The following is a 26,299-nucleotide window of genomic DNA, read 5'->3' as shown; positions in this document are numbered from 1 at the left end:
TCCGCCGCGCGGTGGGTGAGCAGAGGCGACGGAGCGGAGCGGAGCCCCCGCCCCAGGGTATGGGGCCCGCCGCGGCACTGTCTTTGGGATGCCACACACGAGCTTATAGCACGCGCATTCGATTTAGGGGGTTCGCAAGCCCTCTTCACCCGAACGTGTGGCGGCCCCGCAATCTTCCCGCCCCGCCGCGCACCCCGCGCTCGTCGTGCTCCCCGCACGACTCCCACGCCCCGTACACCTCCTACACCCCGCACGCCGCAGGGACTCCCCCGTCAGGCGACACCGGGCAGCGCACGCTCCAGCGCATCGAAGGTGCGCCGCAGCACCTCCGCCTGCTCAACGGCCACCTCCTCCACCGGGTCACCCCCGAGCTGCCGGGCCAGCGCTTCGGCACCCGCCGCCCGGATCCCCGCGACGATCAGCGCCGCGGCCAGCCGGGCGTCCGGGCCCGGGCGGTCCGCCGCACCGCCCGCCGCCTCGGCCAGCAGCGCGGCCAGTGTGTTCTCCATCTCCTCGAGCGCCTCCCGGCCCCGCGCACGCAGCGCCGGCGAGTCCAGCACCGTCCGCCAGAAGTGCTCGAACCCCTCCCCCACGGCGGCCAGCGGATGCCGCTTCGCCAGCAGCCCCAGAACGAGCCGGCGCAGCGCGGCGAGCGGTGACTCGTCCGCACCGCGCTCGCGGACGGCGCGGATGATCAGCTCCCGGGCCTCGGGGACCCGGTCGAGGAACAGGTCCTCCTTGCGCGGGAAGTAATTGAAGACCGTCATCGTGGACACTTCGGCGGCGCGGGCCACCTCGGCGACCGTCACGTTGTCGAAGCCCCGCCGGATGAACAGCAGCGTGGCCTCGCCGGAGATCCGCTGCCGGGTGCGCAGCTTCTTGCGCTCGCGCAGCGTCAGCCGCCCGTCGTCCGCGGTGAAACCGGTCTCCTCCCACCGGTCGCGCGGACCCGCCGCGTCACCGCCGCGCCGCTCTTCGTCCGTCACGCCATCCTTCATGGCCGGAATGTTAGACCTGATTTTAGTCGCAATAAAATTATAGTGACTACACTTACCGCCATGAAGCATGACGCAGACGTAGTAGTGGCAGGGGGCGGCCCGGTGGGGCTGACGCTCGCCTGCGAACTCGCATTGGCAGACGTGTCGGTCGTCGTCCTGGAGCGGCTGACCGACGTGGATACGACCATCAAGGCGGGGGCGGTCAACTCCCCCACGGCAGAGGCCTTTTACCGGCGCGGGCTGCTGCCCGGGCTGGCGGCGGTACAGCGCGACGCCTACGACAGGGTCAGCTCGTTCATGCGGCAGCGCCAGGCCGCCGGCGCCACCGGCGTGAAGCAGCCGCCGAGGTTCGCCGGGCACTTCGCGGGCATCATGCTGCGCGGTGACCTGCTGGACGAGTCCGACCCGGACTTCGACGGCCCCGGGCCCGCCGCCGAGGTCGGCCTCGTACCCCAGGAAGCCCTGGAGCGGCTGCTCGGCGCCCGCGCCGCCGAGCTGGGGGTCGACCTGCGCCGCGGGGTGACCCTGACGGGCTTCGACGCCGGCGAGGACGGTGTGCACGTCCACACCTCGGACGGGTCGCTGCGCACCGGCTGGCTGGCCGGCTGCGACGGCGGCCGCAGTACCGTCCGCCGGCTCGCCGGCTTCCCCTTCCCCGGTACGGCCCCGGAGATCACCGGCCGTCAGGCCCTCGTCGAGATGACCGGAGCCGATGCCCTGGGCGCCGGCTGGAATTTCACCCGGACGGGGACGTATGCCCACGGTCCGGTGCCCGGCCGGATCCTCACCGTGGAGTTCGACGGACCGCCCGCGGACCGCGAAGCCCCCGTCACCGCCGAGGAGTTGCAGGCCTCCTTGCGCAAGGTGTCCGGGGTCGCGGACGTCACGATCCACGCGGTGCACTCGGCGACCCGGTTCACCGATAACGCGCGCCAAGTGCCCGATTACCGGTCGGGGCGGGTCCTGCTCGCCGGTGACGCGGCGCACGTCCACTCGCCGTTCGGCGGCCAGGGACTGAATCTCGGCATCGGCGACGCCATGAACCTCGGCTGGAAGCTGGCCGCCACGGTGCACGGCTGGGCACCTGAGGGGCTGCTCGACAGCTACACGGCCGAGCGGCATCCCCTGGGGGCATGGGTGCTGGAGTGGACCCGGGCCCAAGTGGCGCTGATGCGGCCGGAGTCGCACGCCCGGGCGCTGCGCGGGGTGATCGCCGAACTGACGGAGACGGTCGCCGCCACCACCTTCTTCGCCAAGAAGATCTCCGGCGTCCGGCAGCGCTACGACCTGCCCGGCGACCATCCGCTGACCGGCCACAGCGCGCCCGACCTGGAGCTCGGTGACGGCACCCGGCTCGCGGACCATCTGCACGGCGGGCAGGGGCTGTTGCTCGATCTCGCCGGGGACGCCGAGGTGCGCAGGCCCGCCGCCGGATACGGCGACCGGATACGGGCGCTCACGGTGGACTGCCCGGGGCGGCCCGGTCTGGCCGGCCTGCTGGTGCGTCCCGACGGCACCACCGCCTGGGCGGTGGACACTCCCGGCGGCCCGGACGGGCTGGACGCCGCGCTGCGGCTCTGGTTCGGGACGCCCGGCGAGGCGACGGTCTGACCTCCAGGCGAACGACGGGCCAGTGAAGACAGGCCCTGGCTGTAGGGGTCACGGCTGTTGACCACGCTCGTGATCCATACGCCTGGCGGGCGGCGCAGACCGGCGGATCCTTCCGGCTGCCGCGCGCCGCCCGCTCCGCCCGCGTACCCCTCGATCGGAGCCGGCCCACTCCCGAACCCGCGCCGACGGCGCTAGCGTCGGACCATGACCCTCACCCCGCCCGACTTCCCGCACGATGTGGCAGCGGTCCGAGAGGCCACCGACCGGCTCCTCGTCTCGGTGAGCAAACTCGACGACGCGGCGATCGGCGAGCCGTCGCTGCTGCCCGGCTGGACCCGCGGCCATGTCCTTTCCCATCTGGCCCGCAACGCGGACGCGCTGGGCAACCTCCTCACCTGGGCGCGGACGGATGTGCCCACACCGATGTACGCCGGCCCCGAGGCCCGTGCCGCCGATATCGAGCGGGGCGCCGACCGCCCGCTGGCGGCGCATCTGGAGGACCTCAGGGAGTCCGCGGCGCGGTTCGACAAGGCGATGGACGACCTGCCGCGGGACCGCCGGGCCTACCAGGTCGAGATGCGCAACAACGTCGTCGAACGGGCCGACCGGCTGCCGCTGCGCCGGCTGGCCGAGCTGGAACTGCACCATGTCGACCTCGGCGTGGGCCACACCCTCGACCAGCTCTCCCCGGACTTCGTCGAGCGCCAACTGGCCTTCCTGGCCACGGTCAAGTTCGCCGGTCACCCGGATCTGCCCCCGCTGGAACTGCGGTCCGACGACGGCCGCCGGTGGCGCACCGGCCGCCTCGCCACCGGGCCGGGCGCCGGGGACCGGCCCGTGGTGGTGACGGGCTCCGCGGTCGCGCTGGTGGGCTGGCTCACCGGACGCGGCGGGGGTGGCGCACTCGACGGTCACGGCTCCGGCCTGCCCGCGGTGCCGCCGCTCTAGAGTGGTCCCATGGGCTACAGCGGAGCAGTGAAGGTCGGCGGACCGGCCGACGTGCACGAGCTGACCGACCTGATGATCTCGAAGGTCGCGGTCGGTCCGATGAACAACAACGCCTATGTACTGCGGTGCCGGGCGACCGATGAGCAGTTGCTGATCGATGCGGCCGCCGAACCGCACACCCTTCTCGCGCTGATCGGCGACAGCGGCATCGGATCCGTGGTCACCACGCACCGGCACGGCGACCACTGGGGCGCGCTGCGCGAGGTCGTCGATGCGACGGGTGCGCGGACCTACGCGGGGCGGTACGACGCCGAGGGCATTCCCGTCCCCACGGATGTGCCGGTCGAGGACGGCGACACCCTCACCGTCGGCCGGGTCGAGCTGACGGCGCGCCATCTGGTCGGACACACACCGGGCAGCATCGCGCTGGTCTACGACGACCCGCACGGTGCCCCGCATCTGTTCACCGGGGACTGCCTGTTCCCCGGTGGCGTCGGCAACACCTTCGGCAGCGCCGAGAACTTCACCCACCTGATCGACGACGTGGAACGCAAGCTCTTCGGCGAACTCCCCGACGAGACCTGGGTGTATCCGGGCCACGGCTCCGACACCACGCTCGGCGCGGAGCGGCCGCACCTCGCCGAGTGGCACGAGCGCGGCTGGTAACGCAGGGAACGGCACAGCGCGGGCCCCGCGGGTACTCCCCCAGGGCCTACCACGAACGACGGCGCCCGGTTCGCGCTCCGATGGGGAGCGGGAACCGGGCGCGCGTGCGCCGTGCGGACCGGCCTCAGACGTCGATGCGCTCCTTGGCCGCCGCGTCGGCCGCCGCCTGCTTCTTCGAGGCACGCAGGCTGGTGATCGTCGTGACGATCAGCACGGCACAGATGACGCCCAGCGAGACCGGAATATCGATCTCCGGAACGGGCACCCCGGACTCGTGCAGGGCGTGCAGCACCAGCTTCACGCCGATGAACCCGAGGATGACCGACAGGCCGTACGAGAGGTGGACCAGCTTCTTGAGCAGCCCGCCGATCAGGAAGTACAGCTGCCGCAGACCCATCAGGGCGAAGGCGTTGGCGGTGAAGACGATGTACGGGTCCTGGGTGAGGCCGAAGATCGCCGGGATGGAGTCCAGCGCGAAGAGGACATCGGTGGTGCCGATCGCCAGCATGACGATCAGCATCGGCGTCATCAGCCGCTTGCCGTTCTCGACCACGAACAGCTTGGTGCCGTGGTAGGCGTCGGTCGACGGGAAGCGCTTCTCGACCATCTTGAGGAAGCGGTTCTCCTCGAACTCCTCGTCCTCCTCCTCGGCGCGGGCCTCCTTGATCAGCTTCCACGCGGTCCAGATGAGGAACGCGCCGAAGATGTAGAAGACCCAGGAGAAGTTGGCGATGATCGCGGCGCCCGCGCCGATGAAGCCGGCCCGCAGCACCAGCGCGATCAGCACCCCCACCATCAGCACCCGCTGCTGGTAGATCGCCGGGACCGCGAACTTCGCCATGATCAGCACGAAGACGAAGAGGTTGTCGACGCTCAGGGACTTCTCGGTGATGAAGCCCGCGAAGAACTCGCCGGCCGGCGCGGCACCGCCGAACAGCAGCAGCCCGAGGCCGAAGAGCCCGGCGAGCGCGATCCAGACACCGGTCCAGATTCCGGCCTCCTTGAGGGAGACCTCGTGCGGTTTGCGTCCGCCGATGAAGAAATCGGCGGCGATCAGGGCGCACAGACCAAGGATGGTCAGCACCCACAGGTTCAGGGAAACGTCCACTGCTCCTCCGGCAGAGTCGTACGGCACTTACAGCGTCGTCGCTGCCGGAGGTCTCTTCCGCCCCGCTCCGCCGTATGGAGGAACGGGGCCGACGCCCCGGGACCGCGTCACACTCCCGGTCCGTGATGACGGGTACGTCGTAGCGGGAATACTCCCCTCCGCACCAAGAAGCGTAAAGGAAAGGCAATGAATAGTAAAGAAAAATACAAAAGGCCTGGTCAGGATGGCCGGCGAGCGGCCGCTACCCGGCCCAGCACCTGGCGCACCACCTGACTTCCCCTGGGGGCGAGCGGTGGCTCGTACGTCCAGGCATGACCGACCCAGGGGTCGGCGAGATGGGCATCGGGCACCGGTGTGATCCGCAGCAGCGAGCGCCACAGCGGGTCGAGGACCGGCCCGTGGTCCCGGGCCTGGGCGCGGTCGGCGACCAGCATCAGGTGCACGCCGACGGCCGGCCCCTCGTCGGCCAGGTAGCGCAGCCGGGTGAGGGCGCGGTCGTCGAAACCGTGCGGGAAATCGTGCACGATCAGCAGCTGGCCGGCGGTGTCGAGGTCCGGCGGGAGTGAGTCCGCCGCGCGGTGGCGCACGGCCATCTGGACGAGGTCCACCCGTCGCGTCAGCGCCTCCAGCACCGCGGTCACACCCTGGGCGCCGGGCACCGGGGCGGCGGGCAGCACACCGCTCTCCACCAGCGGCGCGAGTGCGGGCGCGGCGGTACCACCCGGGTCGATGACCTGGACCGCGAAGTCACCGGCGGGGTGGATGGCGAGCAGCCGGGCGGCGATCGCCACGGCCGTCTCCATGGCCAGCCGGCGCAGTCCGGCCTCGTCGGGCGGCCCGTCCGTGAGCGCGCTGCCCAGTTCCCGCCGGGGGATGTCGCGCCCGGGGTCGGGGCCGGTGCCCGCGGCGTAGGAATCGGGCCCGCTGTCGATCCACAGCCCGCGCTCCAGGGGGAGGCGTACGAGCATGGGAATGCGCAGGTCCAGCACTTCGGGAAGGTGCACATCGCCCAGGCGCAACGCCATCGGACGCGTGGACGGGGCGTGGTGGCCCTGCCAGACGGGGTTGTCCCAGCGGGCGAAGGCGGGCGGCAGGGCGGGCTCGACGACCGCCGACTCGGCCGCGAGCTGTGCGAGGTCACGGTCGAGGGCGGCGCGGGCCTGGGTGACGAGGGCGGCGTGCTTGTCGCGGGCGGCGGCACGGGCGTCGTCGGCGGCCGTACCGAGGCGGTTGCGCGGGTCGGACAGGGCCTGGTCGAGCTCCTGCTCCAGGCGCGACTCGGCGAAGCCGGAGGCGCTGCGGTAGGCCGCGACCGAGCGGGCCAGGTCCTCGAACATCCCCCAGACCTGGTTGTAGAGCCGCTCCTCCATGCTCCAGCCGGCGGCGTCACCGGCCACGGGCAGCGGGGGGCCGTCGGGCGTCGCGGGGCTGCCGGCCGGCGAGGGAGCGGGGGCGGCAGGGGCCGGCCCCCCGGCCGGGGCGGGACCGGCCGGTGCGGGGGTGCTGCGGCGCTTCGGGTGGCGGTAGTCGACGGGGCCGCCGCCCACGGGTGCGGGCGCTGCGCCGGTGGTTCCGGTTCCGGTCTGCGCTCCGGCACCGGGGTCCGTTCCAGGGGCGGTTCCGGGTCCAGTTCCGGGGCCGGTCCCGGAGGGTGCCGGGCCGTCAGGTGCGGGAGGGTGCGCGGGGCACGGTCGGTCCGCGGCGGCCGGGCCGGCCCCGGGCCGTTCGGACCGGCTCGCCGCCACGGGGGCGGGCGCCGGGACCGCACGGGCCTGCCCCCGGCTGACCGCTTCCTCGATCTCCGCGGCCAGCTCCGCCGCCTGCGGCAGGCCCTGGTCGCCCAGCATCGCCGTGAGGCCGCCGGCGTACCCCTGGCCCACGGCTCGTACCTTCCAGACACCCTGCCGGCGATAGAGCTCCAGGGCGACGACGGCGGACTCGGCGCCCAGGCCGGTGACGGTGTAGCGGGCGAGGCCGGTGCCGTCGAGACCGGTGACCGTGACGGCGGGCGCGGCGGCCGAGCCGAAGGCGGTCAGGGCGCCGGTCCCGCCGGGCAGCGCCAGCAGCACGCTCACCCGGTGGACGGCGGCGGGCAGCGCGTCGAGGTCCACCGCGATGCGGTGCTCGGCGGCCGCCTGACGGGGAACCTCGATGCCGGTGCGCCGCGGCGCGCCCGGGTGGGCCACCGCCTCGGCGCCGGCGAGCCTGCCCTGCTCGTCGCCGAGGGTGACCCCGGCCACGACGGGAGAGCCCGCCGTCACCCGGACCTCGATCCGCGTCCGGTCCAGTGGATGGTTCTGCCCCCGGACCAGCTCGGCCGTCATCGTTGTTCCCCCTGGTGGTTGTGGCATGCCCGGGCCCTGCCCCGGGCGCGGGCCCAGGGGTTCGACGGCGCGGCCCGGTGCGCGCCGCCGCGACGGTGACGGCCGGACGGTGGTGGCTACAGGTGCGGCAGGATCGCCGGCACGAGGTCCTGGAACGTGCGGCCGACGGAGGGCTCACCGATGGCGGTCATCTGCCAGCCGTTGCCGACGCGGTGCACCTTGGACATGACCTGTGCGGTGTAGTTGCCGCCGCCCGTGAGGGTGTACCGGGCCAGCTCCTGGCCCGTGGTCTCGTCCACCAGGCGGCAGAAGGCGTCCTGCACCTCGGCGAACGTCTGGCCGGTGAAGGAGTTGACGGTGAACACGATCTGGTCGATGTGCACCGGCACCCGCGCCAGGTCGACCAGGATCGCCTCGTCGTCGCCGCCCTGGCCCGCGCCGCCGACCAGGTTGTCACCGGTGTGCCGGACCGCGCCGTCGTCGCTGACCAGGTGCTGGAAGAAGACGACGTCTATCGGCTTCTTGTCGGCGAAGAGCACCGCCGAGGCGTCGAGGTCGATCTCGCTGGTCCGCCGGCCGAACAGGCCACGGCGCGGCGCCGAGCGCCACCCCAGCCCCATCCGCACCGCGGTCAGGCTTCCGCCGTCGGACTTCTGCAGGCTGATGCCCTGCCCCTTGGACAAATTGACCGACACGCCCGTCCCCTCTCTGTACTGTCCCCGCCCAGCTTTCCGGCGGCCCCTTCGACCCTACGCACGACGACGGGACCGGGGCGCGCCGGACCCGCGTTTTGTGGCGCTTCTGCAACACACCGGGCACCGCCGGCCGACCCCCGTTCACGTGCGGCGATGCCGGACCGGGGCGGGCGCGGCGGCCGACCCTGCGGGCGGTCCCGCACCGCCCCCGTACTCCCCCTCAGCTCATGCCGCTGCAGCTCATGCCGCTCCGCCCGTGCCGCTTGTGCCGCTCCGCTCGTGCCGTTCCCCCTTACTTCACCCCGGCCTCCCTCATTTGCCGCAGTTCCTTCTTCAGTTCGCCCACCTCGTCGCGCAGCCTGGCGGCGACCTCGAACTGCAGCTCCGCCGCGGCGGCCCGCATCCGCTCCGTCATCTCCTCGATGAGCGCGGCCAGTTCGGCGGCGGGACGGTCCGTCAGATCCGCACCTGCCTTGCCGCCCTTGCCCTTCGCGGCCTTCCCGGCCTTCCCGGCCTTCCCGCCGAGCGCCGGGACCGGCGCCTTGCCCTGGGTCTCCTTGGTCTCGGCGCCCTTGCGGTACCCCGTGCCCAGCAGCTCCTGGGTGTCGATCTCCTCGCGGGCGAGGGTGGCGACGATGTCGCCGATCTTCTTGCGGAGCGGCTGCGGGTCGATGCCGTTCTCCTTGTTGTACGCCAGCTGCTTCTCCCGGCGGCGGTTGGTCTCGTCGATGGCCTTCTCCATCGCCGGGGTGACCTTGTCGGCGTACATGTGCACCTGTCCGGAGACATTGCGCGCCGCACGTCCGATGGTCTGGATGAGCGCCGAACCGGACCGCAGGAAGCCCTCCTTGTCGGCGTCCAGAATGGCCACCAGGGAGACCTCGGGCAGGTCAAGGCCCTCCCGCAGCAGGTTGATGCCCACCAGGACGTCGTACTCACCCGATCGCAGCTCCCGCAGCAGCTCCACCCGGCGCAGGGTGTCCACGTCGCTGTGCAGATAGCGGACCTGGATACCGAGCTCGAGGAAGTAGTCCGTGAGGTCCTCGGCCATCTTCTTGGTGAGGGTGGTGACCAGGATGCGCTCGTCCTTCTCCGTGCGCGTACGGATCTCGTGCACCAGGTCGTCGATCTGTCCGTCGGTGGGCTTGACCACCACTTCCGGGTCGACCAGACCGGTCGGGCGGATGATCTGCTCCACGAAGCCGTCGCCGCGGGAGAGCTCGTACTTCCCGGGGGTCGCGGACAGGTAGACGGTCTGGCCGATGCGCCCCAGGAACTCTTCCCACTTCAGCGGCCGGTTGTCCATGGCGGACGGCAGCCGGAAACCGTGCTCGACGAGGGTGCGCTTGCGCGAGGCATCGCCCTCGTACATGGCACCGATCTGCGGGACCGTGACATGCGACTCGTCGATGACCAGCAGGAAGTCGTCGGGGAAGTAGTCGAGGAGGGTGTTGGGCGCGGAGCCGGGCTCGCGGCCGTCCATGTGCATCGAGTAGTTCTCGATGCCCGAACAGGAACCGATCTGACGCATCATCTCGATGTCGTAGGTGGTGCGCATCCGCAGCCGCTGGGCCTCCAGGTGCTTGCCCTGCTTCTCCATCGTGGCGAGGCTGTCCGCCAGCTCGGCCTCGATCCCGGCGATGGCCCGCTCCATGCGCTCCGGGCCCGCGATGTAGTGGCTGGCCGGGAAGACGTACAGCTCCCGGTCCTCGCTGATGACCTCACCGGTGAGCGGATGGAGGGTGGACAGCGCCTCGACCTCGTCGCCGAACATCTCGATCCGCACGGCCAGCTCTTCGTACACCGGGAAGATCTCGATGGTGTCGCCGCGCACCCGGAAGGTGCCACGGGTGAAGGCCACGTCGTTGCGGGTGTACTGGATGTCGACGAAGCGGCGCAGCAGCGCGTCGCGGTCGAATTCGTCGCCGACCTTCAGCGGCACCATCCGGTCGACGTACTCCTGCGGCGTACCCAGGCCGTAGATGCAGGACACCGAGGCGACCACGACGACATCACGCCGGGTGAGCAGCGAATTCGTCGCGGAGTGACGCAGCCGTTCGACCTCCTCGTTGATGGAGGAGTCCTTCTCGATGTACGTATCGGACTGCGGGACGTACGCCTCGGGCTGGTAGTAGTCGTAGTAGGAGACGAAGTACTCGACGGCGTTGTTCGGCAGCAGCTCGCGGAATTCGTTGGCGAGCTGGGCCGCGAGGGTCTTGTTGGGCGCCATGACGAGCGTCGGGCGCTGCAGCTTCTCGATCATCCACGCGGTGGTCGCCGACTTGCCGGTGCCGGTCGCACCGAGCAGGACGACGTCCTTTTCACCCCCGCGGATACGCCGGTCGAGTTCGGCGATGGCCGCGGGCTGGTCGCCGTTGGGCTGGTAGGGGCTGACGACCTCGAAGGGCGCCACCGTGCGTTCGATGTTTGATACGGGCCGCATGCCACCCACCGTACGACTCGGCACTGACAATCGATGTGACCAACGCTCTGACCTGCGGTTTCGGGGGTTGTGACGGGGGCCGCTTGCCGGACGTCAGGCGGTGTACGACGAGCGGCGGGGCGGGCCGGGACCGACGGGCGGCACGGAGCGGCGGGCCGACGGGCCGGCGGGACAGCGGGACGGCGAGCCGGTAGGACGGCGGGACACACCGGAGCGTGGGACACCGCAGGCCGGCCGCGCCCCTCGCGCGCAGGAGACGTGCGGAACACGTGGGGCACCCGGGACACGAGGGAAGGCGGCCCTGCTTCCCTCCGCGACCGGGGCCAGGTCCGGGTTCGGTGCCCGGGTTCGGTGCCCGGGCACCGTGAGCACGACGCGCCCACGCACGGAGCCGGCGCGGCCGGCTGCCCCGCAAGGTGTTCGACCAAAACCGTTCAGGCGCACGACGGGTGACGCATCATCGGTCAAGATGCGCGGATGCCGAGGCTCCGGCAAGTTGGACGGCGTCGGGGCGTACGTCTGTGGCACGGCCCATCCGGGCATCCTGCAACTGCGTGTCGCTCCGCAACGGAAAACCGGCCACTCCCCGTTCAGCGCCCGGCCACCACACGACCGCCTCCCGCTACGGCACAGCTGCGAGCCTCTGCCCGTCCGACCCGGTTCACGTCACTTCACGTCAGCTCACGTCCACGACGCCACGAGGAGTCCGTATGCGTATTCGCCCCGTCGCCACCGTTGCCGCCGGTGCGCTCATGGGTCTGTCCGCGCTCGCCCTCTCCACAACCGTCGCCCAGGCCGCACCGGACGGACGCCCTCCGGTGACGATCGCTCACCGCGGCGCCTCGACGTACGCGCCCGAGAACACCCTCGCCTCGATCGACGCGGCCGACCGGCTGGGCTTCGAGTGGGTCGAGAACGACGTCCAGCGCACCAAGGACGGCGAGCTGGTCATCCTCCATGACAACTCGCTCGCCCGGACGACCAACGTCGAGCAGGTCTTTCCCGGCCGCTCCCCGTGGAACGTATCGGACTTCACGCTCCACGAGATCGAGAAGCTGGACGCGGGCAGCTGGTTCGGACGGAAGTTCCGCGGGGAGCGGGTGCCGACCCTCGAGGACTACATGGACGAGGTCGAGCACAACGACCAGAGTCTGCTGATGGAGCTGAAATCGCCGGAGCTCTACCCCGGCATCGAGCGGCAGACCCTCGCCGAGCTGCGCCGGGCGGGCTGGCTGGACAAGGGGCACGTCAAGGGCCGTCTGATCATCCAGAGCTTCAATGCCGACGCCCTCAAGACCGTGCACCGCCTGCGGCCGGACATCAAGACGGGCTTTCTCGGCAACCCGTCCGTCGCCGACCTCCCGAAGTTCGCGAGGTACTGCGATCAGATCAACCCCGTCCACACGGCGGTCACCCCGGAGTACGTCGCCGCCGTGCACGGCCTGAAGGGCCCGCACCGCCGGCCGCTGGACCTGTACACCTGGACCGTCGACGACGCGGCAACCGCGGTCAAGGTCGCCGGTCTGGGCGTCGACGGCATCATCACCAACAAGCCCGACGTGGTGCGCGGCGCGGTGGGGGGCGACGACGACTGAGCCGGAGCCGGCCGGGGAACGGGCTCAGCTGCCGGCAGCCGGTCCGTTCCCCGCGGCGTTGTCAGTGGTGCGTCCTACCCTGATCAGGTGACGAATTCCGAGCAGGCCGCGCGTCCGCAGGAGCCGCCTCACGCCGCACCGGAGGCTGGGGCGGCGGCCCGGCGCGACTGGGCCTGGACGCGGCTGGAAACCCCGATCGGCCCGCTGCTGCTCGCCGCGACCCGGGAGGGCCTGGTCCGCGTCGTCTTCCACGCCGACGGGCAGACGGCCCGCCGGGAGCTGACCCGGCTGGAGCAGTTCTTCGGCGGGGCGCCGACGGCCGCGCTCCCTCATCTGGCGACGGCCACGGCCGAGCTCACCGCCTATTTCGCCGGAGAGCTGCAGTCCTTCACCGTCCCGCTGGACTGGTCGCTGTCCGCCGGCTTCTCCGCCCGGGTCCTGCAGGCCCTGGCCGCCGGGGTCCCCTATGGCGGCGTCGTCGGCTATCAGGACCTCGCCGACCGGGTCGGGGAACCGGGTGCCGCCCGTGCGGTGGGCGCAGCGATGGGCGCCAATCCGCTTCCGGTCGTCGTCCCCTGCCATCGTGTCGTCGCCAGCGACGGCGGCATCGGCGGCTTCGGCGGAGGTCTGGAGACCAAGCGTCTGCTGCTGGCCCTCGAAGGGGTGCTGCCCGCTCCGCTCTTCTGATCGTGACCGTCGTCCGTCCTCGCCGAGGCCGGCTCCTACGAAGGGCAGCCCATGTCCCGTCAGATCGCTCTGCTCCGCGGCATCAATGTCGGCGGCCACAACTCCTTCCCCAAGGCGAAGCAGCTGGAGCTCGCCGAGTCCCTGGGCTTCCGCGAGGTCTCGGTGCTCCTGCAGACCGGCAATATCGTCTTCGCCGACCCCGGTACCTCACCGCAGGAAACGGCCCGGGTGTTCCACGACCGGATCACCGCCGAACTCGGCCTGACGGTGCCGGTCGTCGTCCGGACCCGCGACGAGCTGGCCGCCGTCGTCGCCGCGAATCCGTTTCCCCAGGCGGTAGCGGATCCCAAGAGCCTGCATGTCACGTTCCTGTCGGAGGTGCCGGCCGACACCTCCCGGCTGGACGGCCTCGACGCGGCCGCGTTCGCGCCCGATCAGTACCGGCTGACCGGACGCGAACTGTATCTGTGGTGCCCCGGCGGCATCGGCCGCTCCAAGCTCGCCCAGGTGGTGAGCCGCGCCCGGCTCGGCGTGACGGCGACGGCCCGTAACTGGAACACCGTCACCAAGCTCCTGGCCCTGGCCGACGTCTGAGTCCCGGAACCCTGAGTCCCGAAACGCCGGAGTCCGGCGCCCCGGAGCTTCGGCACACCCGAGCTCCGGCGCCCCGGAGTCCCGCCGTCAGCGCCAGCCGTAGCGCTCGCGCAGCCGGTTGACGACCAGGTTGAAGCGGCCCCGGTCCAGCGCACAGGCCTCACGCCGCATCCCGGCCGGGTGCACCCGCAGCACCCGGTCCACGGCCACCCACGAGTCCCGCCCCGCGCGGTCCCACGGGCCGGCCCCGAGGGGGACCCACTCCCGGTCGTTCTGGTGCCGCTTGCTGGACAGCTGCACGGCCAGCAGCGTTCCGCCGGTCTCGCGGGCGACGACCAGCACGGGGCGGTCCTTGCCCCGGCCGTCGTTCTCCTCGTAGGGCACCCAGGTCCACACGATCTCGCCGGGGTCCGGGTCGCCGTCGGGGTCGGGCGCATAGGTCATCGTCACGGTGCCGACGGACTGCGGACGGGCCTCCACCGTCGCGGTGGGCCCCTGGCTGCCGGGCAGCACGGCGGACTCGTCGGATGCATTGAATGAAGTGGTCACGGAGTCACGCTAACCGCCGCCGCCGGCACGGTGATCAGCGGTCCGCGTGCAGCGGTCCGGGCTCGATTGTCAGTGGTCGGCCGTACGGTTTTTCCACGGGTTCTTCCAACGGGGAGGGGGCGGCTGTGGGGCCGAGGACGCAGGCCGTGTCCGGGCGTTCAGAGCGGGCCGCTCCAGGCCGGCCGGCGGGGGTCGTCGGCCCGTACGACCACGTCCGCCGCCTCCTCGGGCCGGGTCTCGGCCTCGTAACGCGCAAACGCGGGCAGGGTCCAGCGCTCGCCCTGCGGAGTGCGGCGGGCGAGCGCGGCCGGAGACAGCTTCAGATGCACGGAGAGATCGAAGGGGAACCAGTGGCCGAGCAGCAGAGGGCCGTGCAGCAGCAGGACACCGCCGGGTGGCAGCTCCACGTACGCGCTGCGCGTCGCCCGGTCCGCCGCGGGGTCCCACAGGTCCGGCAGCACCCGCCCGGTGCCGCCCACGTCCAGCGGCTGGAACACCTCACGCCACAGGGCCTGCCGGTCGAACCACTCGTCGTGGTAGGCGTCGGGATCCTCGCGGCCGTATTCCAGCCGCAGCGAGGCGGGGCGCAGAAAGCCGAAGGTGCCGGCCTGGTGCACCGCCCGCCCCCGGACCCGCAGCGCCTCGGCGAGCCGCCCGGCCAGCTCGCCCGGCGCGGCGGCGGGCGCCCCGTCGAGGGCCACCCGCAGCCAGGGGCTCCCGTCCTTCGCCGGCATCGTGACGATGCGCTCGGCGAGCGCGTCGGTGAGCCGTTCCCAGGTGATCGCTTCGAGCCGCACCCCGCCATTGTGCCCGGCAGCCGGCGCGGGACGCCGAGCGCCGGTCGCCGCGGCTCAGGCCTGGTCCGCGGACGGCCGGGCGGCGCCGTGGCGGCTCAGTTCGGCCGCCGCCTCCTTCGTCGCCTCGATGACGCCGTCGGGGGCCACCGGCATCACGGACTTGACCTTGAGGAGCAGCACCGCTCCCATGATGGAGCCGTCCCACATGATCGGCGCCGCACAGGAGTTCCAGCCGGCCATGCACTCCTCGTACCCGAGGGCGTGTCCGAGGTCGCGCACCTCGGCCAGGGACTCCACCAGCGCCTCGTTGTCCCGGTAGACACCGGGTCCCGCCTGGTCGGGGACGGGCTCGGCCAGCACCCGCTGCTGCAGCACCTCCGGCAGGTAGGCGAGGATCGTCCGCCCGGAGGCACCGGTGCGCAGCGAACGCGTCACGGACAGCACATCGCGCGGCGTCATCCCCAGCTCCGCGAGGTCGGAGTCGCCCACGGCCATGTCGACGCACTGCCGTTGCGCGCCGGAGAAGGGCGCCACCATGTAGAGGAACGCCAGCCCGTCGTCGGTGGCCGTCCGCAGTTCGCTCAGCACCGTCTGCGAGGCCGCGCCGTCGAGCCGGTGGTCGAGCGCGGTGAAGGCCAGCTGGGCCGCCGAGGTGCGCAGCCGGTAGAGGCCGCGGTCCACCCGCTCGAAGATGCGCTGGTAGATGCCGGACTGCAGGATGCGGTAGACGACGGAGTCGTCCAGGCCGGTGAACTCCGCGATCTCACCCGGGCCGTGGGCGGATCCGCCCAGTTCGGCGAAGGCCGTCTGGACGAGGAAGACCCGCTCGGCATGGCCGGATCCCGATGCCCTGGAGCCCGCGGACGACGTGCCCTTGGCGTCCTGGCGCGCCTTCTTGGCGTGGCCCACGGAACGCGGCGCCGTGCCGGTGGCGGGCACGGCGGCCGAGGCCGACGCTCCCGTGGCTGCGGTGCTGTTGCCCATCGTGTGTTCTCTCCCCTGGCAGTGGTTGGCGCCCGAAGGCGCACGGCAGGTGCGCTGCGGGCCGCCGCCCCCGTCGGCCGCGCCTCCCGGCGGCCGGTCCCGGGGACCGCTCCCGCAGGCGTGGTGCCCGTCCGGCACCCCGGGTCACCGGAGTTACCGGGTGACGTCGAGGGCCAGTTTTCCGGTCGGGGTGCGTGCGGCCAGATCGTGGTGCGCCCGTGCCGCCTCGCCGAGTGCGTAGGCGGTGCCGGTGAGCGGCTTGAGGGTGCCGTCGGCGACCGCGTCGAACAGCGCCCGCATGGACGTCGGCAGGGCCGTGCGGTCCGCGTAGAGCTGCGGCAGCCAGAAGCCGGAGACGCTGATGCTCCGCTCCATCAGCTCCCGGGTGGGCACGCTCGCCAGGTCGCCGCCGGCGAACCCGTAGACGGCGAGGCGGCCGCGCGGTGCGACCGCGGCGAGGGTCCGCTCGAAGGTGACCCCGCCGGTCATCTCCAGCGCCGCCGCGACCGGCCCGCCGGCCGCGTCCAGGATGCGCTCGGTCAGGTCCTCGGCGGTCGAGTCGACCACCGCGTGGGCGCCCAGTTCCCGGGCCAGTTTGCGCTTTTCCGGGGAGCCCGCGAGGCCGATGACCCTGGCTCCGGCGTGCGCGGCGAGCTGGACGGCCAGCGAACCGACGCCACCCGCCGCGGCCGGTACGACGACGGTCTCGCCCTCGGTGAGGCGCAGCGAGGTGAACAGCAGATGCCAGGCGCTGTTGCCCTGCAGCGCCAGCGCAACGGCCTGTTCATCGCCGATGGCGTCGGGGATGTCCCAGGTCACGCGGCGGTGCAGCAGCGTCCGCTCCGCGTATCCGCCGCCGCGGCACAGCCCGACGACGCGCCGGCCGCCGTCCACCGTCCCCACGACCTCGTTCCCGGGTACGTACGGCAGCTCGACGGGTGCGAGGTAGGAGTCCCCGCGTACGTGCACATCCGCGTAGTTGATGCCGGCCAGGGACACCTCGACCAACGAGTGGCCGGCGCGGGCCTCGGGCTCGGGAACGTCTTCGAGCCGCAGCACGTCCGGGCCGCCGAATTCTCGCATCACAATCGCGCGCACGACTCTCCCTCGGGTTCTCCAGTGCGGTGCCCGCACAGGGTAGGCAGGCCGGCCATCTGTCCGCCGGTACCCGATCATTTCCCGCCAACCCTGCGCGACTTCGTGTGCCGCCGTTCCTCCCCTCACGAGATATTCCGGCCCGTCTTTCTCGCGTCGCGAGAAAGCGCCACAGAGGTTTCCGCCCATTGCACCGTTTTGCTGCAGATCTACCCATCGGTATCTCCGGGGTGGCCACCACGCGTCCCTCTCTCACACCCGGCTGTCGGATGTGATCGGCGCCGCCTACGATCCGGAAGGGTGTCCGCCGTTGACCGGATGTGACGGCTGCGTCCCCCGGGCAGAGCGCATTCCACGAGGCAGTTGTGCTCGCCCGCCCCACCCGGTGATACGGGCGGGTGGCGAAGGGGGACGTGACGGTGCGCGGGGCGATGCGGGCACGGCCTGAGGGGGAATCATGATGGGGAAATCGGGGGGCGGCAGGCCGGCGTTCGCGTCGGCCTGCCGGGACCCACAACGAGCGCAACCGGTTCCACCGGCACTTCTGCGCATACTGCGGACCGCATCCGCGTCCCTGCCGTTCTCGTTGACGGCTTCGTTCACCGCCGTCACCGACGCCGTCATCGCCGCCGCGCGCCGGCGTTCCCGGCCCTATGCGGCACCGCCCTTTCTGGACGTGACCCGCACCCGCCGGGGATCCGTGCTCCGCCGCCGAGAAAGGGACTGCTCATGAACGGACCGAGCACGACGAGCAGCAACGGGCTCCAGTTCCACCACCCCTACCTCGCCGTGGTGCTCGGCGGCAGCTTCACGGGCATGCTCGCCGCCGCAGCACTGTCCGAACACGCCGACGTCATCGTCGTCGAGCGCGACCGGCTGCCCCGGACCCCCGCCCTGCCCACGGACCTTCCGCGGGCCCGGCACGCCCATCTGCTGACGGCGGACGGCGCGCGGGTGGTCGACGCCCTGCTGCCCGGCAGCCTCGAACGCTGCCTGTCCGAGGGCGCCCGCAGGATGCCGAACCCGGCGGAGTCCGCGGACCGGCGCCCGGCGGGCCGGTCGGTCCGGCGGGCACGTCCGGAGCATCTGATCGCCTGCTCCCGCGATCTGCTCGACCGGGTCATCCGCCAACAGGCGGCGGCCCTCCCGGGGGTGAGCGTCCTCGACGGCACCGAAGCGGCCGGGCTCACCGGCACCGCGGAACACATCACCGGCGTGCGCGTCCGGGACACCACCACCGGCGCCGCGTACCTTCTGGATGCCGACCTCGTCGTCGATGCCACCGGCCGGCACTCCACCACCCGGGACCGGCTGGCCGCGCTGGGGCTGCCCACCGCACGCGAAGACCTCGCGGACTGCGACATCGTCTCGGCGACCCGTATCTTCCGTGCCCCCGACGGCATGGAGAACTGTCCGGTGCTCACCACCCGTTCGGCGTTCATCGCCCCGGCTCCCGGTGCTGTCGCGCCGCGGCGCCCGGTTCCCGGCAAGACCGCGACACTGGTCCCCATCGAGGGCGGGCGCTGGCTGGTCACGCTCACCGGCACCGGGGACGACCGGCCCTCCGAACACGCGGGCCGGTTCGTGCCGTTCGCGCGCCGCACGGGCAATGGGGACATCGGCGACCTCATCGCGGACGCCGAGCCGCTGAGCGAGGTGCGGCTGTCCCGGGACACCACCAGCCGGCGGCGGCGCTATGAACAACTGCCGTCCTGGCCTACGGGATTCATCGCCCTCGGCGGTGCCGTGGTCTCGCTCGCCCCCGACTGCGGTCAGGGCCTGGCCCTCGCCGCCCATGGTGCCGCCGTGCTGCGCGGGGCACTGCGGCGGCACGGGATCGACGAGCCGGCGCTCGCCCGGAAGGTGCAGCGGAGCCTCGGACGCCTCGCCCGGGCACCGTGGTCCCTGGCCACCGGCACGGTGCTCCCCTCCCCCGCCGCCGGCCGGCCCGCCGTCAGCCGTGCCTACCTCGATGTCGTCACGCCCTTCGCTCCGACGGCCCCGGTCCTGCGCCCCTTCGCCGTACTCGGTCTGCTCCGGAACGCGGCACGGACCGGCCCGGCGGCAAGTGGCGCGGCGGGCGGGCCGGTCGCACCGCGGGCGCTCCCGCCCCCGCGGCCGGCGACGGCCGGCCCCGCGTCGTCCGCCGCCCCGCTTCCCCCGGCGGCGGCCGGTGCCGCCGCCCTCGCGGCGACGCCCGCGGCCACGCTCTCCGCCGCGCCGCCCGCTCCGGGGCAGCCCGCGGCACCGCCCCGGCCCCACGGCTCACAGCCCACCCCCAGACGCCTCCCGCGCCTCGGCTTCGGGCCGACCGCCCTGCGCCGTATCGGCGGGGCCGGCCGGCGGAAACCGGCGGACGGCTGAGGCCGCCACCACGTATCCGGCGCGCCGCCTGGTGCCGGGACAGACCTCCGCGCCGCCCCCGCAACGGGTCACCTGGCACCGGTCGTGGTGGCCTCCGGTGAGGGTGCCGGCAGCCCCAGGAGGCGGTGGGCGAGGGCGAGCGGTGCGTGGGCATTGCGGGGAGGGGCGGGGGCCTTCGTCCGGTGGGCCGGGAGGCGTTCGACGGTCGTGGTGCCGGTGTCGGATTCCAGGGCCGGCGCATAGCCCGCGGCGCGCAGCGCGTCCAGGGTGGCGGCCGGCGGCCGGCTGCTGACCAGGACGGTCGGGGCGATGACCCGCAGCCCGAGGTCACGCAGGGCGCGGTGCGCGGCCAGCTCTTCGACCAGGGCCTCGTCGTCGGAGCGGATGCAGCAGGCGGCGGGCACAACACGCATCCGGCCGTGGGAGCGGGCGGCGTCCCGGACGAGGTAGCCGAGCGGTTGCGGCAGGGTGCCGGTCGCCGAGGCGCGGGCGAGGTCGTCGAGGAGGGTTTCGGCGCGGTGGCCGGCGTCCAGCGCGCGGCGTACGGAGCGGGGGGTGAAGCGCCAGGTCACGGCGTGGCCTTCGGATTCCCGGTCGGCCGCTGCGGTCAGCAGTGCCTGGAGCGCGGCGGTGGGACGGCCAGGCACGACGGCGGTCAGGTCGGCCTGGAAGTGGGCCTGTTCGAGGGGTGGCGGGAGCAGATCGCCCAGCGGCTCGTCGAGGGAGCGCGGGTCGGCGAGCAGCCCTCGGCCGAGGGGGGTGAGGGTGCCGTGGGCGACCAGCCCCAGACAGGCGGCCTCGTGGAGGGTGTGGGCGGCGCGTTCCCCGGCCATCGGCTGGCGGGTGACGGCGAGGGGGCGATGCCAGTCCGCGGCCCCGAGCAGGTCCTCCCACGGGGTACGGGTGCCGGTCTCCTGCCGTGCGGGCTCCGTGAACGGCAACGGCGGAAGAGGGGTGCCCCCGTCGAGGGGGACGGCGGCCAGGGCGGCGAGGAGCGCGTGCCGGAGGGCGGGGGCGTGCCGGTCGTGGCCACGGACCAGTGCGGTCGGGGTCTCGCCGGCCGGGGTGTGGGTGGGGATGTCCCACAGTCCCGACCAGGCGGCCAGGAGCGGGGCGAGGCGGGCGCCGGGCGGGCGGGTGAGCCAGTCGTCGTAGGCGCCGGTGGGCAGTGCGGTGATGCCGGACGGGCTGCGGGTCAGCGCGATCAGGTCGGCTGCCAGCGCGAGGTCGAGGAGGAGGCGGGTGTGCGGTTCGGTGGCGCCGGCCGCCTTGGCCAGCCGTTTGATCTCCCGTACGGCCAGCCCGCCCGACTTGCGCAGCGCGGCGGGCTGCGTCGCCAGGGCGGCCAGCAGCCGGTCGGCGGTGGCGGCGAGGGTCGCCGCGGCGGCCCGGGATTCGTCGTGCGGCGAGGTCGGGGGGACGGTGGCGGCGGGCGCTCCGGGGGCGGCGGTGTTGTCCGGAGCGGGCTGCGGGGCGTGTGCGAGGAACGGGCCGAGGTCGTGGGCGGCCAGGAGCTGTGGGGCGCGCGGCGGCACGACGATCGTGCCGTCCTCGGCCGGCGCGGCGAGTCCGTCGTCGCAGAGGTGGCGCAGTGCGGATTCGGCGGCGGTGCGCGCGGGGCCGGGTGAGGCGGCCCCGAGGGCGGCGTAGACGTCCTCGGGCGGGACGGGTTCGGTGGCCAGATGCGCGAAGGACAGCCGGTGCGCCATCAGGGACTGGTAGTCGGCGCCCGGGGCCGGGGCGGCGGGGCCGGGGGCGTCACGCCCGGCCCGCTCCTGGCTGATGCGGGCGGTGGCGGCGAGCACCTGGAGCCGGGGGTGGTCGAGATGCAGCACCAGGTGGTGGAGGGTTTCGTAGGACCACAACGCCTGGGCCAGGCCGCGCAGTTCGGTGGGGGCGGGCCGGCGGGCGAGCGGTTCGGCGTGCCGGGTGAGGAGCGCGGCGAGCTGCTCGGGGGTGCGCCGGGCGAGGGATCGGGTGACAGCATCGAGACCTTCCACGGCGTCGAGGTTAGTCATCGCGCGAGCAGCGTGGTGAGGGCGCCCACGGGGTCGGGGTCCGCGGGGCCGGTGGGCCACCAGTCCTCGGCGCCGGGCTCGGATTCGTACGGATACCAGCGGTGGTCGTGGCCGAATCGGAGCTGGATGCCGCGCTCCGCGTCGGTGAGGTGGTTGTGGCGCGGGCGCAGGGCCGGGAGGTCCGCGGCGAGGAGGGCACTGCGGGCCCGGTCGAAGTCACCGGCCGGCGGGTTCCAGGCGGCTTCGAGGAGGGCGAGGCCTTCGCGGCCGCCCTGCCGCCAGGCGGCGACGGAGCGGGCCACGTCCGTGGTCGTCCGGCCGGTTGCCGCGGCGAGGTCGCGGTAGAGGGCCCGGGTGGCGGAGGTCAGGCCGGCGGTGGGATGGGCGGTGGCCGCCAGGCGGACGGCGTCCTCCCATACGGGCAGCGCCGGGAAGGGGCTGCGGACGGGCGGCCGCCCGTCGCCGGGGTGCCGCCCGTCCCCGGGGCGCCGCCCGTCCCCGGGGCGCCGCCCGTCCCCGGGGCGCCGCCCGTCCTCGGGCCGCGCGGATCCGGCGGCGGAGACGCAGGCGTGGGCACGGGCCACGGCGTCGGCTGCCAGGAATTCGAGGGCCGCGGGGTCGAAGGGGAGGTGGTCGGCGTCCGGCAGGGCCGGCGGGTGGCCGGGGCGGGGTGGGGCCGGCAGCGGTGGAGGGAGCGGCGGACGGGGGCGGTCGGCGAGCGCCGCCCTGGCGAGGACACCGGGGAGAGCCTGCGGCCCGGCCGCTTCCGCGGACTCCCCCGGGTCCGCGCCGGCGGCCGTCGCGGCGCTCGGTGCGGTGACGGTGTGGGGGATTCCGCCTTCGGGCGCGGGGCGGTGCGGGGGCGGCTGGGCGGTGACGGGCCGGTGGGCGCGGGCCTCGCGGGCGGTGAGGGCGGCGTTGCGGCGGGAGAGCGCGTCGAGGAGTTCGCGTTCGCCGCGGCCGCGCATCAGCAGCAGGACGAACGGGTCGACGTCCAGGAGGCGGGCGGCCTGGAAGCAGAGCGCGGCGGCGTGTTTGCAGGGCCTGCCGTGGTCGGGGCAGGAGCACCGGGGGACGAGGTCGCCCGGCCCCGGGAGGAGCCGCACCTCGCCCTCGGCCAGGGCTTGGGGCAGCTTCTTGGCCAGCAGGGCGGTGAGCTGTCCGGGCTCCGCGGCGACGGCGTCCAGGAGTCCGTCCCACTCCTGGTCGGTGAGGGTGTTGAGGCGGATTTCCGCGCTGTAGGGGCGGGGCCTGCTGCCGCGTACGGTGGCGACGATGCGGCCCGGGGTGACGTTGATGGTGTCGACATGGCCGTCGCGGGCGTAGGTCCGGCCGCGGGCGAGCCGGGCGCTGTCGAGGGCCGTGGTCTCCAGCGCGTCCAGCCAGGCGCTGCCCCACCAGGATTCGGCGAACAGCCCGCGGGCTCCGGTCCGGGCCGGCAGGGGCGGGAAGGTGCGCGAGCGGTCCGCGCGGGCCAGCCGGTCCGCGGCGGCGGCGCGCCCGGAGGCGGGGCGGGGAGTCATCCGGGCCTCCTGAGGGAGACGAGGTCGGCCAGTTCGGCATCGGACAGTTCGGTGAGCGCACTCTCGCCACCGGAGAGCACGGCGTCGGCGAGTGCCCTTTTGGCGCTGAGGAGTTGGGCGATGTTGTCCTCGACCGTGCCCTCGGCGATCAGCCGGTGGACCTGGACGGGCCGGGTCTGGCCGATACGGTACGCCCGGTCCGTGGCCTGCTCCTCCACCGCCGGATTCCACCAGCGGTCGTAGTGGATCACGTGTCCCGCACGGGTCAGATTCAGGCCGGTGCCCGCCGCCTTCAGGGACAGCAGGAAGACCGGGGCGTGGCCCGACTGGAAGCGGTCGACCATCTTCTCCCGTTCGGCGACGGGGGTGCCGCCGTGCAGGAGCTGTACCGGGATGCCCCGGTGGGTCAGATGGCGTTCGAGCAGCCGCGCCATGCCCACGTACTGGGTGAAGACCAGGGTGGCGCCGTCCTCGGCGAGGATGGTGTCCAGGAGTTCGTCGAGGAGTTCGAGCTTCCCGGAGCGGGCGGCGAGACCGGGCGCGGCCTCCTTGAGGTACTGCGCGGGGTGGTTGCAGATCTGTTTGAGGGCGGTGAGCAGCTTCATGACCAGACCGCGGCGGGCGATGCCCTCGGCCGTCTCGATCCGGGAAAGGGTCTCGCGGACGACGGCCCGGTACAGCGCGGCCTGTTCGCGCCCCAGCGCCACCGGGTGGTCCGTCTCGGTCTTGGGCGGCAGCTCCGGGACGATGCCCGGATCGGACTTCTTACGGCGCAGGACGAACGGGCGCACCAGCCTGGCCAGCCGCTCGGCCGCCCGCGCGTCCTCGCCCCCCTCGACCTCCCGGGCGTGCAGCGCACGGAACGTCTTGAGGGAGCCGAGGAGCCCGGGGGTCGTCCAGTCGAGGAGAGCCCACAGCTCGGAGAGGTTGTTCTCCACGGGCGTGCCGGTGAGGGCGATCCGGGCGGGGGCCTTGATGCTGCGCAGCGCCTTGGCCGTCGAGGAGCGCGGATTCTTCACATGCTGGGCCTCATCGGCGACGATCCAGGCCCATGGGTGTCCGGCCAGCTGGGGGGCGCTGCTGCGCATCGTCCCGTACGTCGTCAGCACGAAGCCGCCCGCCAGGCCGTCGAGGCTGCGGCCGGTGCCGTGGAAGCGGCGTACGGGGACACCGGGGGCGAAGCGTTCGATCTCGCGCTGCCAGTTGCCGAGCAGGGAGGCCGGGCAGACGACGAGGACCGGTGCGGCGGGCCGGCGGTGCAGATGGAGCGCGATGACGGTGAGGGTCTTGCCCAGTCCCATGTCGTCGGCGAGGCAGCCGCCGAGACCGAGGGAGGTCATGGTGTCGAGCCAGGCCATGCCCCGTAGTTGGTAGTCGCGGAGGGTGGCCCGCAGTCCCGGCGGCTGGGGCAGCGGCCCCGCCTCGGCGGTGAGACGGCCGCGCAGCGCGGCGAGGGCGCCCTCGGGCACCACGTCGACTTCCTCGCCGTCCACCTCGGCGGTGCCGTCGAGTGTCGTGGCAAGGGCCTCGGCCGGGTCCAGGTAGCCCAGTTCGCGCTTGCGGGCCTTGCGGACGAGACCGGGGTCGACCAGGACCCACTGGTCGCGCAGCCGGACGACGGGGCGATGTGCCTCGGCGAGGGCGTCCATCTCCGCCTCGCTCAGCGGCACCCCGTCCATCGCCACCTGCCAGCGGAACTGCAGGAGTTCACGGGTGTCGAAGAAGCCGAAGCCGTCCGCGGCGGAGCCCGGTGCCGGGCGCAGCACCGCCGTCGCGGTCAGGCCGCGGGCCAGTTCCCTGGGCCAGTGGACGGCCACTCCCGCGGCGCCCAGGCGGGGTGCGGCTTCCCCCAGCAGCGCGTACAACTCGTCCTCGCTGAGCGCCAGTACGTCGGGAACGGGCTGCTCCAGGAGGCGGGTGAGCGGGGGCCAGATGCGGGCGGCGCGCCGCAGGGCGAGCAGGGTGTCGACACGGGAGCGCGGCCCGAAAGGTGCGGGCTCCTCGCCGTCCCACAGTTCGCGGGCGTCCGTCACCAGGGTGGGGTCAGTGAGGCTGTGCACCTGGAGGACGGCGGCCGCCGCACTGCGCTGTTCGGCTCCGTCCGCCCCGCTCTCCTCCCTCCGGTCGAAGAGCTTGTGCGGGGCGAGATCGAGGCGCAGGGAGAGGCGTACCCCCGCGTCGACGCCGGCCGCGACCTCGGCGGCCCAGTCCCGGGCGCCGGGAAGGTGCTGGGGCGCGGTCGCGGCGAACGGGGCGCCGGCGACCAGTGCGGCGGCAGGGGTACGCGGCAGCGCATCGGCGACCGCGTCCACGTAGAGCCGTACCAGGGCCGCCGGGTCGTACACCTGGAGCGGGCGGCTGCCGGCGATCGGCACGGCGTGGGCCTCGCCGGGCATGGCGGCGGCGATGGCCCGGAGATGTGCGATGTCGTCGGGGTCCAGCGGCCCGGCGCGCCAGGCGTCGGTGTCCTCGGCGGTCAGCCCGGGGAGCAGCCTGCCGCGGGCGGCGAGATGCAGCGCATGCAGGGTGGCCGCGCCCCAGCAGGCGGCGGCCGGGTGGGCGGCCGGGTCGTGCCGGGCACGGACCAGCAGGGGGACGGCCTCGGCCAGGGGAAGCAACACGGCAGGGACCGTGCGGCTACGGGCGCCGTTCCCATGGCGTCGGACGATTGTCAGCTGCCCCGGCCCGGCGGTCGCGTCGCCGCCCGGCACGGTCCCGCCGCCCGGCGCGGCCCCGCCGTCCTCCCCGGTTCCGACGTCCGGGAGGGGGCCGCCATCGGGCCGCCACAGAGCAATCTTCCCGGCGCGCGGTGGCCGGCCGGGCACAGCGGGCAGGAAGACCGCGGCGCAGCGAGACGCAGCGCCGGGTTCCCCGCTCTCTCCCATGCCCCCGGATCCGGTCGTGGGCGGGCCGTGCAACGGCCGGGCCTCCCCTGCCGCCTCCCGCCGCCCGGTCATCCCATTCCTTACTGCTCGGTCGTTCCTTGCGTGGTCGTGCACCGCTTGATCGTCTGCTGCGCGGTCGTGCACGGCTCGATCGTTCACGGCGTGGTCGTGCACTGCTCGATCGCTCACCGCGTGGTCGTTCCACCCCGGCCGCAGCGCCCGCAGAACCTGCCGCGACCGGCCTGATCCAGCGCCCCCGACCTGCGAGTCTACGGTCGCACGCACCACGTCTTCCGCTTCCCTCCCCAGCGTTCACCCCTCCCTCGGAGCGCCGGGCACCGAAGCCCCCGCCGCGCACCATGACCACACCGGCACCTCTCGTCCGCGCGCACTCCACGCGGCACGTCGCAGGAGC

At 73.3% G+C, this 26,299-nt stretch carries 19 protein-coding genes; 7 read left to right on the top strand and 12 right to left on the bottom strand.

What is annotated here, in order from left to right; genetic code table 11:
- Positions 1–272: 272 nt before the first annotated feature.
- The gene (locus OHS81_RS28115) at positions 273–998 is read right to left on the bottom strand and encodes a TetR/AcrR family transcriptional regulator (RefSeq protein ID WP_328387710.1); all 726 of its coding nucleotides are present in this window, start codon (positions 996–998) and stop codon (positions 273–275) included.
- Between the two features lie 60 nt (positions 999–1,058).
- Between OHS81_RS28115 and OHS81_RS28110 the strand changes: the two genes are divergently transcribed.
- The 3 genes from OHS81_RS28110 to OHS81_RS28100 all read left to right on the top strand — a co-directional run bounded on the left by OHS81_RS28110 (position 1,059) and on the right by OHS81_RS28100 (position 4,223).
- On the top strand, positions 1,059–2,609 hold the full coding sequence (locus tag OHS81_RS28110) for an FAD-dependent monooxygenase (protein WP_328387708.1): 1,551 nt from the start codon (positions 1,059–1,061) through the stop codon (positions 2,607–2,609).
- A gap of 204 nt (positions 2,610–2,813) precedes the next feature.
- Positions 2,814–3,557, top strand: coding sequence for a maleylpyruvate isomerase family mycothiol-dependent enzyme (locus OHS81_RS28105; protein WP_328387706.1), 744 nt, complete (start codon positions 2,814–2,816; stop codon positions 3,555–3,557).
- A gap of 9 nt (positions 3,558–3,566) precedes the next feature.
- The gene (locus OHS81_RS28100; protein ID WP_328387704.1) at positions 3,567–4,223 is read left to right on the top strand and encodes an MBL fold metallo-hydrolase; all 657 of its coding nucleotides are present in this window, start codon (positions 3,567–3,569) and stop codon (positions 4,221–4,223) included.
- Between the two features lie 124 nt (positions 4,224–4,347).
- Here OHS81_RS28100 and OHS81_RS28095 read toward each other — a convergent pair whose 3' ends face one another.
- From OHS81_RS28095 to uvrB, 4 genes are all read right to left on the bottom strand, one after another.
- Positions 4,348–5,331 carry a TerC family protein gene (locus OHS81_RS28095; RefSeq protein WP_328387701.1) on the bottom strand — a complete coding sequence of 328 codons (984 nt, stop codon included), beginning with the start codon at positions 5,329–5,331 and terminating at the stop codon, positions 4,348–4,350.
- 218 nt (positions 5,332–5,549) lie between these two features.
- Entirely contained in the window at positions 5,550–7,655 is a 2,106-nt protein-coding gene (locus OHS81_RS28090; protein WP_328387699.1) for a TerD family protein, read from the bottom strand.
- Positions 7,656–7,771: 116 nt separating this feature from the next.
- Positions 7,772–8,350: a TerD family protein gene (locus tag OHS81_RS28085; RefSeq protein ID WP_328387697.1), complete on the bottom strand. Its 579-nt coding sequence runs from the start codon at positions 8,348–8,350 to the stop codon at positions 7,772–7,774.
- A gap of 292 nt (positions 8,351–8,642) precedes the next feature.
- On the bottom strand, positions 8,643–10,793 hold the full coding sequence (gene uvrB / locus OHS81_RS28080) for an excinuclease ABC subunit UvrB (RefSeq protein ID WP_328387695.1): 2,151 nt from the start codon (positions 10,791–10,793) through the stop codon (positions 8,643–8,645).
- A gap of 710 nt (positions 10,794–11,503) precedes the next feature.
- Between uvrB and OHS81_RS28075 the strand changes: the two genes are divergently transcribed.
- The 3 genes from OHS81_RS28075 to OHS81_RS28065 all read left to right on the top strand — a co-directional run bounded on the left by OHS81_RS28075 (position 11,504) and on the right by OHS81_RS28065 (position 13,669).
- The gene (locus tag OHS81_RS28075; RefSeq protein ID WP_328387693.1) at positions 11,504–12,388 is read left to right on the top strand and encodes a glycerophosphodiester phosphodiesterase; all 885 of its coding nucleotides are present in this window, start codon (positions 11,504–11,506) and stop codon (positions 12,386–12,388) included.
- An 87-nt stretch (positions 12,389–12,475) separates the two neighbouring features.
- Positions 12,476–13,075 (top strand): methylated-DNA--[protein]-cysteine S-methyltransferase, encoded by a 600-nt coding sequence (locus OHS81_RS28070; RefSeq protein ID WP_328387691.1) that lies wholly within the window; start codon positions 12,476–12,478, stop codon positions 13,073–13,075.
- 51 nt (positions 13,076–13,126) lie between these two features.
- The gene (locus OHS81_RS28065) at positions 13,127–13,669 is read left to right on the top strand and encodes a DUF1697 domain-containing protein (RefSeq protein ID WP_328387689.1); all 543 of its coding nucleotides are present in this window, start codon (positions 13,127–13,129) and stop codon (positions 13,667–13,669) included.
- An 87-nt stretch (positions 13,670–13,756) separates the two neighbouring features.
- Here the strand turns inward: OHS81_RS28065 and OHS81_RS28060 are convergent, their stop codons facing one another.
- The 4 genes from OHS81_RS28060 to OHS81_RS28045 form a co-directional block, all read right to left on the bottom strand.
- Positions 13,757–14,218: a type II toxin-antitoxin system PemK/MazF family toxin gene (locus tag OHS81_RS28060; RefSeq protein ID WP_088797150.1), complete on the bottom strand. Its 462-nt coding sequence runs from the start codon at positions 14,216–14,218 to the stop codon at positions 13,757–13,759.
- Between the two features lie 158 nt (positions 14,219–14,376).
- Positions 14,377–15,015, bottom strand: coding sequence for a uridine kinase (locus OHS81_RS28055; RefSeq protein WP_328387686.1), 639 nt, complete (start codon positions 15,013–15,015; stop codon positions 14,377–14,379).
- Between the two features lie 54 nt (positions 15,016–15,069).
- Positions 15,070–15,999 carry an IclR family transcriptional regulator domain-containing protein gene (locus OHS81_RS28050; protein WP_328387684.1) on the bottom strand — a complete coding sequence of 310 codons (930 nt, stop codon included), beginning with the start codon at positions 15,997–15,999 and terminating at the stop codon, positions 15,070–15,072.
- 153 nt (positions 16,000–16,152) lie between these two features.
- The gene (locus OHS81_RS28045) at positions 16,153–17,097 is read right to left on the bottom strand and encodes a quinone oxidoreductase family protein (protein WP_328387682.1); all 945 of its coding nucleotides are present in this window, start codon (positions 17,095–17,097) and stop codon (positions 16,153–16,155) included.
- A 726-nt stretch (positions 17,098–17,823) separates the two neighbouring features.
- On the opposite strand from OHS81_RS28045, the gene OHS81_RS28040 reads away from it, so the two are divergent.
- On the top strand, positions 17,824–19,458 hold the full coding sequence (locus OHS81_RS28040; protein WP_328387680.1) for an FAD-dependent oxidoreductase: 1,635 nt from the start codon (positions 17,824–17,826) through the stop codon (positions 19,456–19,458).
- Positions 19,459–19,526: 68 nt separating this feature from the next.
- Here OHS81_RS28040 and OHS81_RS28035 read toward each other — a convergent pair whose 3' ends face one another.
- Genes OHS81_RS28035 through OHS81_RS28025 form a run of 3 tightly spaced genes read right to left on the bottom strand, consistent with a single transcriptional unit; the run spans position 19,527 to position 25,956 of the window.
- Positions 19,527–21,476, bottom strand: coding sequence for a helicase-associated domain-containing protein (locus OHS81_RS28035; protein ID WP_328387678.1), 1,950 nt, complete (start codon positions 21,474–21,476; stop codon positions 19,527–19,529).
- On the bottom strand, positions 21,473–22,999 hold the full coding sequence (locus OHS81_RS28030) for an SWIM zinc finger family protein (RefSeq protein ID WP_328387676.1): 1,527 nt from the start codon (positions 22,997–22,999) through the stop codon (positions 21,473–21,475). The genes OHS81_RS28035 and OHS81_RS28030 overlap by 4 nt, the downstream gene beginning before the upstream one ends.
- A complete protein-coding gene (locus OHS81_RS28025) occupies positions 22,996–25,956 on the bottom strand; it encodes a DEAD/DEAH box helicase (protein WP_443058779.1) in 2,961 nt (986 codons plus the stop codon). The genes OHS81_RS28030 and OHS81_RS28025 overlap by 4 nt, the downstream gene beginning before the upstream one ends.
- Positions 25,957–26,299: the final 343 nt, after the last annotated feature.

The organism is Streptomyces sp. NBC_00400, assembly GCF_036048035.1.
Taxonomy (GTDB): Bacteria; Actinomycetota; Actinomycetes; order Streptomycetales; family Streptomycetaceae; genus Streptomyces.
The sequence above is the reverse complement of the archived record's forward strand: the minus strand, read 5'-3'. Positions and strand labels throughout refer to the sequence as shown.

Coding starts and splice junctions, on each gene's coding strand:
- OHS81_RS28030 (WP_328387676.1), bottom strand. CDS start 22,999: ATGACTCCCCGCCCCGCCTCCGGGCGCGCCGCCGCCGCGGACCGGCTG.
- OHS81_RS28050 (WP_328387684.1), bottom strand. CDS start 15,999: ATGGGCAACAGCACCGCAGCCACGGGAGCGTCGGCCTCGGCCGCCGTG.
- OHS81_RS28075 (WP_328387693.1), top strand. CDS start 11,504: ATGCGTATTCGCCCCGTCGCCACCGTTGCCGCCGGTGCGCTCATGGGT.
- OHS81_RS28110 (WP_328387708.1), top strand. CDS start 1,059: ATGAAGCATGACGCAGACGTAGTAGTGGCAGGGGGCGGCCCGGTGGGG.
- OHS81_RS28100 (WP_328387704.1), top strand. CDS start 3,567: ATGGGCTACAGCGGAGCAGTGAAGGTCGGCGGACCGGCCGACGTGCAC.
- OHS81_RS28040 (WP_328387680.1), top strand. CDS start 17,824: ATGAACGGACCGAGCACGACGAGCAGCAACGGGCTCCAGTTCCACCAC.
- OHS81_RS28090 (WP_328387699.1), bottom strand. CDS start 7,655: ATGACGGCCGAGCTGGTCCGGGGGCAGAACCATCCACTGGACCGGACG.
- OHS81_RS28025 (WP_443058779.1), bottom strand. CDS start 25,956: ATGACCGGGCGGCGGGAGGCGGCAGGGGAGGCCCGGCCGTTGCACGGC.
- OHS81_RS28035 (WP_328387678.1), bottom strand. CDS start 21,476: ATGACTAACCTCGACGCCGTGGAAGGTCTCGATGCTGTCACCCGATCC.
- OHS81_RS28065 (WP_328387689.1), top strand. CDS start 13,127: ATGTCCCGTCAGATCGCTCTGCTCCGCGGCATCAATGTCGGCGGCCAC.
- OHS81_RS28115 (WP_328387710.1), bottom strand. CDS start 998: ATGAAGGATGGCGTGACGGACGAAGAGCGGCGCGGCGGTGACGCGGCG.
- OHS81_RS28105 (WP_328387706.1), top strand. CDS start 2,814: ATGACCCTCACCCCGCCCGACTTCCCGCACGATGTGGCAGCGGTCCGA.
- uvrB (WP_328387695.1), bottom strand. CDS start 10,793: ATGCGGCCCGTATCAAACATCGAACGCACGGTGGCGCCCTTCGAGGTC.